This window comes from Inquilinus sp. 2KB_23 (assembly GCF_052115705.1).
Classification (GTDB): Bacteria; Pseudomonadota; Alphaproteobacteria; order DSM-16000; family Inquilinaceae; genus Inquilinus; species Inquilinus ginsengisoli_A.
This window is the reverse complement of the sequence record NZ_JBFRHF010000033.1, coordinates 22526-37065: the sequence shown is the minus strand read 5'-3', so window position 1 is coordinate 37065 and position 14540 is coordinate 22526. Positions and strand designations below refer to the sequence as shown.

Sequence of the window (14540 nt, the reverse complement as noted above, 5' to 3'; positions counted from 1 at the left end):
TGTTTATTGGCTTTTTGGGACTGGAGCACGATGGAAAAGGTGCCGATGACCGCGGGGGGGTTCAACCGCCTGCAGGAAGAATTGAAGCATCTGAAGAGCGTGGCACGACCCGAGGTGATCAAGGCGATCGCCGAGGCGCGCGAGCATGGTGACCTGTCCGAGAACGCGGAATACCACGCGGCGCGGGAGCGCCAGAGCTTCATCGAAGGCCGGGTGATGGAACTCGAGGACCGGATCAGCCGGGCCGAGATCATCGACACGTCCAAGCTGTCCGGCGACACCGTCAAGTTCGGCGCCACCGTGACCCTGGCCGACGAGGACACCGAGGAAGAGATCACCTACCAGATCGTCGGACAGGACGAGTCCGACATCAAGGAAGGCCGGCTTTCGATCACGGCGCCCCTGGCGCGGTCGCTGATCGGCAAGTCCGAGGGTGACCAGGTCGAGGTGACCACGCCCGGCGGCTCCAAGAGCTACGAGATCGTCACCGTCCAGTTCGTCTGACCACATCGGTCCGACCGGACGCCACAAACGGCCCTGTCCCTGGCAGGGCCGTTTGCGTTCCGGACGCCTGCCGACCTCCCGGATCTTAGGGGATTGTCATCCGGCCCCGCGATCCCGATCCTGGCAGGTGGGGCCTCGGCGTTGCTGGCAGCCGCTGGCCCGGTCGGGGGGAGGGCCATGGCCATGGCGCGGGTGACCGGGGTGCGGGCTTTGCCGATCGTCGGCCTGGTGTTCCTGGGGCTGGGGCTGCTCGGGCTGATCGGGGCCGGCGTGCTGGGCCTGCTGGAACTGCGCAGCAACCGGCAGGCGCAGGCCGACGGCGTCATCATCGGCTTCGACAACGGGCCGGAGGTGGAATTCACCACCAGCCAGGGCACCACGATGCAGTTCCGCAGCCCGGTGAGGAGCACCAGCTTCGCCCGCGGCGACCATCTGGCGGTGGCCTACGACCCTGCCGACCCGAGCGACGCGGCGGTCGACGGCTTCGCCGGCCGCTGGTTCCTGCCCGGCCTGTTCGCCGTCATCTTCGGCGTCTTCCTGGTGATGGGCGCCGTGCTGTCGCTGGTGGGAAACATCCTGATCGGCCGCGGCCGCCCGGCGCAACGCTAGGACCACGACCGGCACCGACCTATCGGCCCATTGTCTAATCCCTTGCTCGGACAGCAGAATTTGTCTGCGCCCACCCGGCTGCCAGATGTCATCCAGGCGATACCGATGTTAAATCGAACCGTCATCATCCCCGCGTAGGGATCGCCCCCGTCGCCATCGTCGCGGACATGCACGGCGACCACAGGGGAGATCAGGATGACCGTCGTGACCAAGCTGTCGGCGGCCGCGTTCGCGCTGGCTGCCGCCGCGGTGTTTGCGCAGCCGGCCCAGGCCGAGCGCACCAAATTCGAATTCTGGTACGGGCTGACCGGCGACCTGGAGCAGCGGGTGCAGGAGACCTGCAAGCGCTTCAACGACAGCCAGCCCGACTACCAGGCGGTCTGCGTCGGCCAGGGCGGCTACCCGAACACGGTGCAGAACGCCATCGCCGCCTACCGCGCCCAGAAGCAGCCGACCGTGGTGCAGGTGTTCGACGCCGGCACGCTGGACCTGATGCTGTCGGGCGCCTTCGTCCCGGCCCGCAAGCTGATGGCCGACAACGGCTACGCCATCAAGTGGGACGACTATTTCGGCGGCATCGCGAACTATTATGCGACGTCGAAGGGCGAGCTGATGTCGTTCCCCTTCAACTCCTCGACGGCGCTGTTCTACTGGAACAAGGACGCCTTCGCCAAGATCGGCCGCGACAAGGCGCCGGAGACCTGGGAGGACGTCGAGCAGGCGTCGCGCCAGCTGAAGGCCGCCGGCTACGACTGCCCCTTCGCCTTCAACTTCGACCCCTGGACCAACCTCGAGCAGTTCTCGGCCATCCACAACCAGCCGATCGCCAGCAAGAACAACGGCTATGACGGGCTGGACGCCGAGCTGGTGTTCAACAAGACCAAGTTCGTCGACCAGGTCACCTTTATCAAGAAGATGTACGACGAAGGCATCTTCGTCCTGAAGGCCAAGGGCGGCGTGCAGGACACCCAGGACGTCGTCGACAGCTTCTCCTCGGGCGCCTGCCAGATGATCCAGACCTCGGTCGGCGACCACGGCACCATCGGCAAGCTGGCCAAGCCCGACATGCATTGGGACGTGGCCAAGCTGCCGGTCTGGGCCGGCACCGAGCGCAAGAACTCCCTGGTCGGCGGCGCCTCGCTGTGGGTCCTCGCCGGCAAGTCCGAGGGTGAATACAAGGGCGCCGCGGCGTTCCTGAACTTCCTCGCCCAGCCCTCCTCGGTGGAGTGGTGGTCGACCGTCACCGGCTACATCCCGGTGACCAATTCCGGCTTCCAGGCGATGAAGGCGGCCGGCTTCTACGACAAGGCGCCCTACAAGGGCCGCGAAGTGGCGATCGAAAGCTTGACCTTCACCCCGACCACCCCGGTCTCGCGTGGCATCCGCCTCGGCGGCTACGTGCAGGTCCGCAAGGAGGTGCAGGACGCGCTGCAGGCGATCATCGCCGGCAAGGTCTCGGTCCAGGAAGGCCTCGACCAGGCGGTGGAGCGCGGCAACGCGGTGCTGCGCCGCTTCGAGAAGACCTACAACGGCAAGCAGCTGCTCTAAGGCCCATTCTCCGGGTCGTCATCCCGGGCGCCGTGCGGCACGGCAGTGCTGCACCGCAGACCCGGGTTCTCTTCCCGATAGTCGCCGAAGAGATCCCCGCTTCCGCGGGGATGACAGCCAGGGCGAATGCCCCGCTGCCAAGCCTCCAGATCGGATCCGATGGAAAAACGTGCCTTCTTCAGGAATCGGGGCCTGGCCTGGCTGCTGATCGCGCCGCAGCTGCTGCTGGTGTTCCTGTTCTTCTACTGGCCCACCGCCCAGGCGCTGTACTGGGCCTTCACGCTGGAGCAGCCCTGGGGCGGCGGCAACCAGTGGGTCGGGCTGGGGAATTTCGAGGCCATCTTCAGCGACGGCGCCTATTGGAACTCGATCGGCGTCAGCTTCGCCTACGCCGTGCTGGCCACCGGCATCGCCATGGGCGGCGCCCTGCTGCTGGCGCTGTTCGTCGACCGCCAGCTGCGCGGCTTCCGCGCCTACCGCTCGATCTTCGTGTGGCCCTATGCCATCGCGGCCCCGGCCGCCGCCGTCGCCTTCCGCTTCATCTTCTCGCCCGACAGCGGGATGATCGGCGCGCTGAACGCGCTGTGGCCCGGGCTGTGGGACCCGCTGCTGAACGGTCCCCAGGCGTTGATCATGGTGGTGCTGTGCCATGCCTGGATCTGGATCGGCTACAACTTCATCTTCTTCCTGGCCGGCCTGCAGTCGATCCCAAAGAGCCTGATCGAGGCCAGCGCCATGGACGGGTCGGGCGCCCTGCGCCGCATGGTCGACATCCAGCTGCCGCTGATCGCCCCGACCCTGTTCTTCCTGATGGTGATCAACCTCACCGGCAGCTTCACCGACAGCTTCGGCATCGTCGACATCATGACCCAGGGCGGCCCGGCCAAGGGCACCGAGGTCATGGTCTACAAGATCTATTTCGACGGCTTCAAAGGCCTCGACTACTCCGGCGCCGCCGCCCAGAGCATCGTGCTGATGCTGTTGGTCATGGGCCTGACCTTCGTCCAGTTCCGCTGGGTCGAACGGCGCGTGCATTACGGCTGACGGAGGCGGCGATGATCGAACGCACCCCCATCCTGAACGCGGTCACCCACCTGATCCTGATCGCCGGCCTGCTGCTGGTGCTGCTGCCCTTCGTCATCGTGGTGGTGGCCGCGACCAAGGATTTGCGGGACGTGAATCAGGTGCCGATGAGCCTGATCCCCGGCACCCATCTGCTCGACAACCTGGCCGAGGCCTGGGGCCGCGGCGATTTCGGCCGGTCGTTGATCAACAGCCTGATCGTCTCGGTCGGCGTCACCGCCGGCAAGATCGCCCTGGCGGCGCTGACCGCCTTCTCCATCGTGTTCTTCCGCTACCGCGCCCGGATGCTGGCCTTCTGGCTGATCTTCACCACCCTGATGCTGCCGCTGGAGGTCCGCATCGTGCCGACCTATGCGGTGGCCGCCAACGTGCTGGCGCCGTTCCAGAGCATCCTCGACGCCACCGGCCTGTCGACCCTGATCGCCTGGGTCACCGGCATCCAGGTCAGCCTGGAGTGGAACCTGCTGAACTCCTACCCCGGCCTGATCCTGCCGCTGGTGGCGACGGCCACCGGCACCTTCCTGTACCGCCAGTTCTTCCTGACCGTGCCGGACGAGCTGCTGGAAGCCTCGAAGATGGACGGCGCCGGGGCGATGCGGTTCTTCGCCGAGATCCTGATGCCGCTGTCGCGCACCAACATGCTGGCGCTGGCCGCGATCCTGTTCGTCTACAGCTGGAACCAGTACCTGTGGCCGCTGCTGGTCACCACCGACCCGGCCTTCGGCACCGCGGCGGTCGAGCTGAAGCGCCTGATCCCCCCGGTCACCGGCGGGCTGCCGGAATGGCATGTGGTGATGGCCGGCACCCTGATCGTCATGGCGCCGCCGCTGCTGGTGGTCGCGCTGATGCAGCGCTGGTTCGTGCGCGGCCTGATCGCCACCGAGAAGTGAGGAGACCTGCCATGGCCCACATCGCCATCCGCGACGTCCGCAAGAGCTACGGCAAGACCCCGGTGGTGCATGGCGTCGACCTCGACCTGCCCTCCGGCACCTTCGCCGTGATCCTCGGGCCCTCCGGCTGCGGCAAGTCCACCCTCTTGCGCATGATCGCCGGGCTGGAGGAGATCTCGTCCGGCGAGATCGCCATCGGCGGCCGGGTGGTGAACCAGCTGGAGCCGCGCGAGCGCGGCTGCGCCATGGTGTTCCAGAACTACGCCCTGTACCCGCACATGACCGTGGCCCAGAACATGGGCTATGCGCTGAAGGTGGCCGGGGTGCCGAAGGCCGAACGCCTGGCCAAGGTGCGCGAGGTGGCGAAGCTGGTGGGGCTGGAGGACTTCCTCGACCGCAAGCCGGCCCACCTGTCCGGCGGCCAGCGCCAACGCGTCGCCATGGGCCGCGCCATCGTGCGCGAGCCGGAGGTGTTCCTGTTCGACGAGCCGCTGTCCAACCTGGATGCCAAGCTGCGGGTACAGATGCGGGTCGAGATCCGCCGCCTGCACCGCCGCCTGGGCGCCACCTCGGTGTTCGTCACCCACGACCAGGTCGAGGCGATGACGCTGGCCGACATGCTGATCGTGATGAACAAGGGCGTGGTCGAGCAGATCGGCCGCCCGGCCGAGATCTACAACCGCCCGCGCACCCGCTTCGTCGGCAGCTTCATCGGATCGCCGGCGATGAACTTCATCGAGGGCCGCATCGTCGAACCCGGCCTGTTCCGCTTCGACAGCAACAAGGATATCGCGATCGACCCGGCTGCCGGCCGCGATTTCGTTGAGCGCTCGGCCGCGCTGGGCATCCGGCCCGAGGCGGTGGAGCTGGTGCCGGTCGACGTGCCCGAGGCGCTGGTCGCCACCGTCGATTTCATCGAGGAGCTGGGGGCCGGCCGCGTCGTCCACACCGATATCGACGGACTGTCCTTCGCCGTCGCCACCGGGGCCGAGGCGGAGTATACGCCGGGCCAGCCGGTGGGCCTGCGCCTGCCGGCATCGCAGCTGCACTTCTTCGACCTGACCAGCGGCCTGCGCCTCGACGCCGAGCCGTCGGCCGACCGCCGCGCCGCCATCGCCACCGCCGCCTGAACCGCCAGAACGTCCGAGCGAGAGACCACCATGACCGACATCATCACCGCCATCGGCTTCTCCACCGGCGTCAGCGGCAAGGGCGACCTGTCGCGGCTGGACGCCGCCCTGGGCAAGCTGAACGAGATCGGCGCCGACGCGGCCGAGCTGTCGCTCTACGGCGAGGACCTGATCGCCGGCGGCCGGCTGCTGCCCGACCGGGTGCACCGGCTGGAGCAGATCTGCCGCCGCCACGACCTGCGCTACACCGTGCATGGCCAGATCGTCTCCAACTTCATGGACGAGCGGCATCTCGACCTGCAGAAGGCGGTGGTGCGGTCGATGCTGGAGCTGTGCGACCAGGTCGGCGCCACCGTGCTGGTGCACCATGCCGGCCAGGCGCCGATGGCCGACCAGGCCGGCCGTGATCGGCTGGACGATTTGGAGCGCCAGGCCCTGGCCGAGCTGGCCGACACCGCCCGCGGCTACGGGGTGCGCCTGGCCTTCGAGAACATCTTCGCCATGGGCGACCACGAATACCGCCAGACCCCGGCCGAGGTGGCGGAGACGGTACGCGCCGTCGACCACCCCAATTTGTGCACCCTGATCGACTTCAGCCACGCCTATATCGAATGCACCCGCCGCGGCCTGGACTGGCGCGGCCAGATCCGCAGCATGGCTTCGGCCACCGGCCACCTGCATGTCCATGACAGCTTCGGCCGGCCGTACAGCATGACGAAGTTCTACGAGCCGTCCGAGGCAGTGGCGCTGGGCATCGGCGACCTGCACCTGCCGCTGGGCTGGGGCGACATCCCCTGGGAGGAGATCTTCGCCGAGCTGCGCTTCCAGCCCGGCACCACCATGATCCTGGAGCTCAACGCCGACCGCTACGAGGGCGAGCTGGCCGAGAGCCTGGCCCGCGCCCGGCGCCTCGCCGCGCTGTGCAACCAGCGGGCGCTGGCGGCCTGATCCGGATCATGCGGGACCTCATCACCAGGCGGGCCGGCGTGCTGCCGGCCCCGGACCCGATCCTGCTGGCCGACGCCGCCCTGGCGCCGGACGATTGGCATGACCGTTTCGCCGCCCAGGTGCCGGCGCTGACGGCCGTGGAGCACCGCCCGGGACCGGATGAGAGCGCCCCCCTGCCCGGCCGGCTGCGCGTGGCGGCCTGGAACGCCGAGCGGCTGAAATACGCCGCCCCCTCCGCCGCCCTGCTGCGCGGCGCCGATGTGGTGCTGCTGACCGAGGCCGACATCGGCATGGCCCGGTCGGGCAACCGGCACACGGTGCGCGACCTGGCCGAGGCGCTGGGCATGGGCTGGGCCTATGGCGTGGAGTTCGTCGAGCTCGGCCTCGGCGATTCCCGCGAATGCGAATGGCATGCCGACGAGGACAACCGCATCGGGCTGCACGGCAACGCCATCCTCAGCCGCCACCGGCTGGTCGACCCGGTGATCATCCCGCTGGACGCCGGCGGCACCTGGTTCGCCGGCCGCACCGGCAGCCAGCGCCGGCTGGGCGGGCGCATGGCGGTGGCCGCCCGGCTGGATGCGCCGCGGCCGCTGTGGCTGGTGGCCGCCCATCTCGAAAGCCACAGCGACGCCGTCGACCGCGGCCGCCAGGCCGAGCGGCTGGTGGCGGCGATCGACCGGCTGGTCCCGGCCGGCGCCGGGGTGGTGCTGGGCGGTGACTTCAACACGACGGAAGCGCCGGGCCCGCTCGACGCCACTGGGGCCGAACCGCTGTTCGCGGTGCTGCGCGACGCCGGCTTCGACTGGCGCCGCTGCAACGCGCCCGGCCCGACCCAGCGCACCCGCCCGGACGGCACCCCCGTGCCGCCCTTCGCCAAGCTGGACTGGCTGTTCACCCGGAATGCCGAGGCCGAGGCGCCGGAGACCATCGCGGCGGTGGACGCGGAGGGGCAAGCCATCTCCGACCACGAGGTGGTGGCGGCGACGGTGGCGGTGGGTGGAACGGTGATCGGACGGCTGCAGGCAGCGAGCACCGACGCCTGATCCCGTTCCGCATCCTCGCCTTCAAACTGTCATCCTCGGGCTTGACCCGAGGATCCAGGGGCGGCCAGAGCGGCTCTTGGTGGCCCCTGGATTGCCGGGTCAAGCCCGGCAATGACAGAAAGGGGGAAGCCCTGCTCACATGACCCCGATGTCATGAAACATCCCGGCCAGCGCTTGCGAATAAGGGAGTGACCGCGCATCTCTGTCCGCGTGGCCGTGACCCGACCGAGCCCACCGAGGACCCGATGCGTTGGCCTTTCCATGATCGCGGCGGCCGCTTTTCCTGGCTGAAGACCGTGGTCTTCGCCCTGCTGTTCCTGCCTGGCCTGTGGTATGGCGGGCGGCTGCTGGCCGGGGACCTGGGCGCCGATCCGGTGCAGACCTTCCTGCGCAATATCGGGCTGTGGACGCTGTACCTGCTGGTCATCGGCCTGGCGGTGACGCCGCTGAAGCGGGTGCTGCGCTGGCCGCAGCTGATCCAGGTGCGGCGCATGATCGGCGTCGCCGCCGCCACCTATGTGCTGATCCACCTCACCGGCTACATCGTCACCCAGCATTTCGACCTGGGTTTCGTGGCGTCGGAAATCGTCAAGCGCCTCTACCTCACCATCGGCTTCGTGGCGCTGTTGTGCCTGATGCCGCTGCTGGCCACCTCGACCGACGCCATGATCAAGCGCCTGGGCGGCCGCAACTGGCAGCGGCTGCACCGGCTGATCTACCCGATCGTGGTGCTGGGGCTGGTCCACGGGGTGATGCAGTCCAAGATCGATGTCGCCATCCCGACCATGCTGGCCGGCTTCACCATCTGGCTACTGGCATGGCGGGTGCTGGACCGCCGCTTCGGCCGCGGCGACTCGCTGCCGCTGTGGTCGCTGGTGCTGCTGTCGGTGGTCGCCGCCCTGGTGGTGGCCGGCGGCGAGGCGGCGATGTATGGGCTGTTCACCGGCATCGACCCGATGCGGGTGCTGCGCGCCAACCTGATGTTCGGCTTCGGCCCGCGCCCGGCCTGGATCGTGCTGGGCGCGGGCCTGGCCGTCACCCTGCTGGCGGGGCTGCGCCGGCTGCAGAAATCCCCGGCCCGCCGCCGCGCCGTGGCCTAGCCGGACCGAGGTCGGCTATCGCGGCCGCCGGAGAATCACGTTCCTCCGCGTCTTCTGCGCCAGGCGATAGCCATGCGCCAGGCACAGCTTGATGCAGGTCTTGTTGCGGTGCGTCTCGACGATCAGCATCCGCGGCCACCTGTCCTCGTCCGCGGCGCCGAAGAACTGGGTCAGAACGCGGCCTTCGGCGCCTTCGATGTCGAGTTTGATGGCGTCCGGCCGGTGGATCCCGGCGTCGTCCAGCAGCGTGTCCAACGTCCTGCAGGGCACGACCACCCTGGGGCGACGATCGACGCCGGAGTCGACGATGCTGCTGGCGCCCTTGTTGTCCCGATCCACGAACATCACGGTCTCCTCGCCGTGGTCGGACACCGCGCATCGCACCGCCTGGACTTCGGTCAGGCCGTTGACGTGGAGATTGAACGACAATCTGCGAAAGATGTCGGGCTGCGGCTCGACCGCCAGGATGCGGGCCGACGGCCCCACGGCCCTGGCGACGGCCAGCGAGTAGAGGCCGACATTCGCCCCGAGGTCGACGAAGGCGAAATCCTCGGTCGCGGCATCCGCCAGCGCCCGCAATTCGGCCGTGTCGAAGAATTGCGGCGTGAACAGCGCGCGCTTCTCGCAGACATTGTCCGACAGGTCGATCCGCATGCGGGACCCGAGGATCTCGGTGTCGACGATGGCGCCGCCGCCCATCATGCCGAGCGGCCGGAGCGTCACCGCGACCCGGCGGCAGAACTCGCTTTCCGGCAGAGCGCGCGTGGCCGCACCGACCAGGCGAAGGGGAAGGGACGGAGCGAAGGCGCCGAACGGCGCGTGGCCCGAGCCGGGCTTGGATTCCTGAGACATGGGGGGCCAACGGGTGGCCCCGGCGATCGTTCCGATGCGATGCGTCGCACCCGGTGCCCGAGACGGCGGTCTCCGGCGCGGCCGATCACTGGCCGGGCTGCCTGATCCAGACGATCGCGGCGACCAGGCCCAGCAGCAGCGCGCCGCCGCTGAGCAGCATCGCCAGCCGCATGCCTTCGATCGAGGCGCCGCCGCCGCCGATGGCGCCCAGCACGGCGACGCCGATGGCCCCACCGGTCTGGCGCACCGCGTTGAGCACGCCCGACGCGATGCCGGCGCGGGCGCGGTCGACCGTGGCCAGCAGCGCCGCGGTCATCGGCGGCACCGTCAGCGCCGTGCCGCAGCCGATCATCAGCAGCGTCCACCAGATCGCGCCGTAATCCGTCGCCGGGCCCATCACCAGGGCCAGCGCGCCGAAGCCGGCCACGGTCAGGCACAGCCCCGACACCATCGGCAGCCGCGCGCCCCGTTGCGCCGCGATCCGCCCGGCCACGACGTTGATCAGCGCAATCAGCCCGGTCATCGGCACGAAGGCCAGGCCGGTGACGAAGGGCGACAGGCCGAGCGGCCCCTGGAAGTAGAGGCTGAGCAAGAAGGTCGAGCCGTAGAAGCCGGCATTCATCAGGAAGCCGATCAGCGACACGGTCGAGAACACCGGGTGGCGGAAAAGGCCGAGCGGCATCATCGGCACCCGGCTTCGGGCCTCGACCGCCAGGAAGCCGGCGCCGGCCACCAGGAACAGGGCCAGGCCGCCCAGCACCGCCGGATGGGTCCAGCCCAGCGGCGCGCCCTCGATGATCGACCCGGTCAGCGCCACCAGCGCGACCACCGCCAGGACCTGGCCGGGGATGTCGAGGGCGCGGCTGTGCCGGCCCTCGGTCTCGACGGTGAAGCGCAGGGTCAGCCAGATCCCGATCGCGCCGATCGGCAGGTTGACCAGGAAGATGCTGCGCCAGCCGAACAGCGCCACCAGGGCGCCGCCGACAACCGGCCCGGCCACCATCGCCATGCCGCCGGCGCCGGCCCAGATGCCGATCGCCCGCATCCGTTCGCCGGCGTCGTGATAGGCATGGGCCAGCAGTGCCAACGAACAGGGCATCAGCAGCGCCGCGCCCAGCCCCTGCCCCACCCGGGCCGCGATCAGCACCGTGCCGGACGGCGCCAGGCCGCAGGCGGCGGAGGCCAGGGTGAACAGGGCGAAGCCGGCGAGGTACAGCCGCCGAGCGCCGAAGCGATCGCCCAGCGCGCCGCCGGTCAGCAGCAGGCTGGCGAAGGCCAGGGTGTAACCGTTCACCACCCATTGCAGCCCGGCCACGCCGCCCGGCATCAGCGCGTGGATCTGGTCGAGCGCGACATTGACGATGGTGACGTCGAGCTGGACCACCACGATGCCGAGGCTGAGGGCCGTCAGCCGGGCGGCGCGCCGGGCCGGCGTGCCAGGGTCCGGACATGCATCGAAGGGCATGCGGTTGACTCGTTCGAATTCGTTCGGTCTTTGTTCCTAGCACGAGTCACGACGGCCAGGGACCGGCCATCGGCGCATCGCTGTCACGCAGACGGGTCATCCCACAGCAGGAACGAGCCATCCTCGGTCTGCACCAGCGGTGGCGCCAGCAGGGTGTCGCGCAACTCCCGCGGCAGGATGTCGAGCCGGGCCGGGTCGATCTCCTGCTCCGGCTGCTGCCGCTGCAGCCGCGCGATCCGCTCCCGCAGCAGGGCAAGGGCGGCGCTGCGTTCTCCCTCGACCAGCGCCACCGGCCATTGCACCGCCTCCGGCACCCCGGGGACCTGAGCGAACAGCATGCGGACGGCGTCGGGGGCCAGCGTGTCGGCATTGGTCAGGTCGATCTCCGCCAGGTCGGGCCGGCGCCGCTTCAGGGTCTCGATCCGCGCCTCGAGCAGCGCGTCGACCGCCGCCGCGTCACCGTCCTGCCGGCCGCCCTGGATCACGCGGAGAAGCGGCGGCTTGCTCTTGACCATAGGGCTCTCCGAAGCGGCCCCTGACGGAAACGATCCGGCGGCCATTACGATCCCGGCCCGGGCGCAGGGATGGAGAGAAACACGGCCCTGCGGCGAAGAGATGGCGGCGCCGTGGCGGGCGCGGTGCGGGCTACACTGGATGGGAGGCGGGAGGAGCGGCGACCATGACATCCGGGATCTATCTGATCCGGCATTGCCGGGCGGCCGGGCAGGAGCCGGCGGCGCCGCTGACCGAGGAAGGGCACGCCCAGGCCCTGCGGCTGCGCGACCGTCTGGCCGCAACGCCGATCGCACGAGTGGTCTCCAGCCCCTTCCTCCGTGCACGCGACAGCGCCGCTCCTCTGGCGGCGCGGCTCGGGCTGCCGCTCGGGATCGACGAGCGATTGGCGGAGCGGGTGCTGGCCGCCGACCCCGCCGAGGACTGGCGGGATCGCCTGCGCCAGTCCTTCGCCGATCCCGGCCTGCGCTGGCCCGGCGGCGAATCCGGCGCCGAGGCGATGGCGCGAGGGCGCGCCGCCGTCGATGCCGCGGCCGCCGATGCCGGCGGGCCGGTGGCGGTCGTCACCCATGGCAATCTGCTGGCGCTGATCCTGCACAGCTTCGACGGCCGCAGCGGCTTCGACACCTGGGCCGGGCTGACCAACCCGGATGTGTACCGGATCGACCCCGCCGGCCAGGTCCAGCGATGGTGGAGCGACGAGGGCTGACGCCGCCCGCACCAGTCAGTGGAGGGCTTCCGGTCCTCCCCCGGCCAGCGGTCCGGGCGGCGGCCGGATGCCGAGCAGCCCGACGATCATGGCAAGGGCCAGCAGGCCGGCGCAAAGCAGCATGGCCGCGCGCATGCCGGCGGTGGAATCGCCGCCGCCGCTGATCGCCCCGAGCATGGCGACGCCGACCGCGCCGCCGGTCTGGCGCACCGCGTTGAGCACGCCGGAGGCGACGCCGGCGCGGGTGCGTTCGACCGTCGCCAGCATTGCCGCGATCAGGGGCGGTATCACCAGCGCCATGCCGAAGCCGATGACCAGCAGCGGCCACCAGATGCCGCCATAGGTCGAGGCCGGCGTCAGCACGACCGCCAGGGCGGCGAAGCCGGCCGTGCCGATGCCCAGGCCGGTCACGATCGGCAGCCGGGAGCCCCAGCGCGCCGCGATCCGCCCGGCGACGATGTTGATCAGCCCGGTCAGCCCGGTCATCGGCACGAAGGCGAGGCCGGTGACCAGGGGCGACATCCCGAGCGGCCCCTGGAAATACAGGCTGAGCAGGAACAGCGAGCCGTAGAAGGCGATGTTGACCTGGAAGCCGATGAAGGACGCGGCCGAGAAGGTCGACTGGCGGAACAGGCCGAGCGGCAGCATCGGCGCCGGGCTGCGCGCCTCGACCCACAGGAAGGCGGCGCCGGCCGTGAGGAACAGGGCGAACCCGCCCAGCACGACCGGGCTGGCCCAGCCCATCGGTTCGCCTTCGATGATCGCGCCGGTCAGCGCCACCAGCCCGACGATGGCCAGGATCTGGCCCGGAAGATCGAGGGCGCGGCTGTGCCGGCCTTCGGTCTCGACGGTGAAGCGCTGCGTCAGCCACAGCCCGACCAGGCCGATCGGCAGGTTGACCAGGAAGATGCTGCGCCAGCCGAACAGCGCGATCAGCAGCCCGCCGACCACCGGCCCGGCCACCATCGCCATGCTGCCGACCGCGCCCCAGATGCCGATCGCCCGCGCGCGCTCATGCGGATCGTGATAGGCATGGGTCAGCAGGGTCAGCGAACAGGGCACCAGCAGCGCCGCCCCCAGCCCCTGCGCCACCCGCGCCGCGATCAGCACCGGGCCGGACGGGGCCAGGCCGCAGCCCAGCGACGCCAAAGTGAACAGGGCGAATCCGACGAGATAGAGCCGCCGGGCGCCGAAGCGGTCGCCCAGCGCGCCGCCGGTCAGCAGCAGCCCGGCAAAGGCCAGGGTGTAGCCGTTGACCACCCATTGCAGCCCGGCGACGCCGTCGTCCATCAGGCCGCGGATCTGGTCGAGCGCGACATTGACGATGCTGACGTCGAGCAGCACCACCACCAGGCCCAGGCTGAGCGCAGTGAGAAGGGCGCCGCGCCGGACCGGCGCGACGGGCTTCGGGGAAGCGTCGAAGGGCATCTGCCACCTTCGGCTACGGGACTTTGAATTTCGTCGGACATACCACGGCAGCGCCGGCCTCGGATCGCCTGGGCCTGCATGACTGCGTTGACCGGGCCGCCGCGACGGCTTGCCACACGGACGAACCAACCAAGGAGATCAGGAATGACACCGACCATCGGCCGGGAGAGCCCGGACCAGGCCGAGATCCGGGACCTGCTGGCGCAGGCCGACCTACGCTCGGCCGGCCGCTACCCGGAAGACAGCCGCCCGGGGCCCGGCATCGCCGCCCTGCTGGCGCTGGAGGTCCGCTTCCTTGTCGCCCGCGACGCCGGCCGCGCGGTGGGCTGCGGCGGCTACGCGCCGGGCGGTGACGGCACGGCCGAGCTGAAGCGGATCTTCGTCATCGCCGGCGCGCGCGGCACCGGCCTGGGACGGGCGCTGCTGCAGGCGATCGAGGCGGATGCGATCGGCCACGGCATCCGCCTGATGCGGCTGGAGACCGGGATCCGGTCGGTCGAGGCGATCGGCCTGTATCGCCGCTTCGGCTATCGCGAGACCGGCCCGTTCGGCGCCTACGGCCCCGACCCGCTCAGCGTGTTCATGGAGAAGACGCTGCTGCCGCCCGCCTGATTCCCCCAAAGAAAAAACCCGTCACCCCGGGGCCGGCATCGCTGCCACTCCCCGGGATGACGGGCCAGTCCAGGCGGCCCCACAGAGCAACGGCCGCCGTCCT

The 14540-nt window shown here is 69.9% G+C and carries 15 protein-coding genes; 11 read left to right on the top strand and 4 right to left on the bottom strand.

Translation table 11 applies throughout. The features are described 5' to 3' along the window. The first annotated feature begins 30 nt into the window (after nt 1-30). The 9 genes from greA (at nt 31) to AB4112_RS31325 (ending at nt 8858) form a co-directional block, all read left to right on the top strand. Nucleotides 31-504, top strand: a complete 474-nt coding sequence (gene greA / locus AB4112_RS31365) for a transcription elongation factor GreA (RefSeq protein WP_309794893.1) — start codon at nt 31-33, stop codon at nt 502-504. Between the two features lie 183 nt (nt 505-687). Beyond that, complete coding sequence (locus AB4112_RS31360) at nt 688-1113, top strand: DUF3592 domain-containing protein (protein ID WP_441725517.1); 426 nt, start codon at nt 688-690, stop codon at nt 1111-1113. A gap of 195 nt (nt 1114-1308) precedes the next feature. Beyond that, nucleotides 1309-2661: an extracellular solute-binding protein gene (locus AB4112_RS31355; RefSeq protein ID WP_441725514.1), complete on the top strand. Its 1353-nt coding sequence runs from the start codon at nt 1309-1311 to the stop codon at nt 2659-2661. A 159-nt stretch (nt 2662-2820) separates the two neighbouring features. Then, a complete protein-coding gene (locus tag AB4112_RS31350; RefSeq protein ID WP_441725512.1) occupies nt 2821-3705 on the top strand; it encodes a carbohydrate ABC transporter permease in 885 nt (294 codons plus the stop codon). A gap of 11 nt (nt 3706-3716) precedes the next feature. Further along, nucleotides 3717-4634: an ABC transporter permease subunit gene (locus AB4112_RS31345; protein ID WP_441725509.1), complete on the top strand. Its 918-nt coding sequence runs from the start codon at nt 3717-3719 to the stop codon at nt 4632-4634. 11 nt (nt 4635-4645) lie between these two features. Then, entirely contained in the window at nt 4646-5764 is a 1119-nt protein-coding gene (gene ugpC, locus AB4112_RS31340; RefSeq protein WP_441725506.1) for a sn-glycerol-3-phosphate ABC transporter ATP-binding protein UgpC, read from the top strand. 30 nt (nt 5765-5794) lie between these two features. Beyond that, on the top strand, nt 5795-6712 hold the full coding sequence (locus AB4112_RS31335) for a sugar phosphate isomerase/epimerase family protein (RefSeq protein ID WP_441725503.1): 918 nt from the start codon (nt 5795-5797) through the stop codon (nt 6710-6712). A gap of 8 nt (nt 6713-6720) precedes the next feature. Continuing rightward, nucleotides 6721-7758 (top strand): endonuclease/exonuclease/phosphatase family protein, encoded by a 1038-nt coding sequence (locus AB4112_RS31330; protein WP_441725500.1) that lies wholly within the window; start codon nt 6721-6723, stop codon nt 7756-7758. Between the two features lie 245 nt (nt 7759-8003). Next, nucleotides 8004-8858 (top strand): sulfite oxidase heme-binding subunit YedZ, encoded by an 855-nt coding sequence (locus AB4112_RS31325; protein ID WP_441725498.1) that lies wholly within the window; start codon nt 8004-8006, stop codon nt 8856-8858. A 15-nt stretch (nt 8859-8873) separates the two neighbouring features. On the opposite strand, the gene AB4112_RS31320 is transcribed toward AB4112_RS31325, so the two are convergent. The 3 genes from AB4112_RS31320 to AB4112_RS31310 all read right to left on the bottom strand — a co-directional run bounded on the left by AB4112_RS31320 (nt 8874) and on the right by AB4112_RS31310 (nt 11690). Next, nucleotides 8874-9710: an FkbM family methyltransferase gene (locus tag AB4112_RS31320; RefSeq protein WP_441725495.1), complete on the bottom strand. Its 837-nt coding sequence runs from the start codon at nt 9708-9710 to the stop codon at nt 8874-8876. Nucleotides 9711-9795: 85 nt separating this feature from the next. After that, nucleotides 9796-11175, bottom strand: a complete 1380-nt coding sequence (locus tag AB4112_RS31315; protein WP_441725493.1) for an MFS transporter — start codon at nt 11173-11175, stop codon at nt 9796-9798. An 83-nt stretch (nt 11176-11258) separates the two neighbouring features. Continuing rightward, nucleotides 11259-11690 (bottom strand): hypothetical protein, encoded by a 432-nt coding sequence (locus AB4112_RS31310; RefSeq protein WP_309794882.1) that lies wholly within the window; start codon nt 11688-11690, stop codon nt 11259-11261. Between the two features lie 164 nt (nt 11691-11854). Here AB4112_RS31310 and AB4112_RS31305 point away from each other — a divergent pair, with 164 nt between their 5' ends. Then, nucleotides 11855-12397, top strand: coding sequence for a histidine phosphatase family protein (locus tag AB4112_RS31305; protein ID WP_309794881.1), 543 nt, complete (start codon nt 11855-11857; stop codon nt 12395-12397). Nucleotides 12398-12412: 15 nt separating this feature from the next. Here the strand turns inward: AB4112_RS31305 and AB4112_RS31300 are convergent, their stop codons facing one another. Beyond that, a complete protein-coding gene (locus AB4112_RS31300) occupies nt 12413-13825 on the bottom strand; it encodes an MFS transporter (RefSeq protein WP_309794880.1) in 1413 nt (470 codons plus the stop codon). 144 nt (nt 13826-13969) lie between these two features. Between AB4112_RS31300 and AB4112_RS31295 the strand changes: the two genes are divergently transcribed. Next, a complete protein-coding gene (locus AB4112_RS31295) occupies nt 13970-14437 on the top strand; it encodes a GNAT family N-acetyltransferase (protein ID WP_309794879.1) in 468 nt (155 codons plus the stop codon). Nucleotides 14438-14540 lie beyond the last annotated feature (103 nt).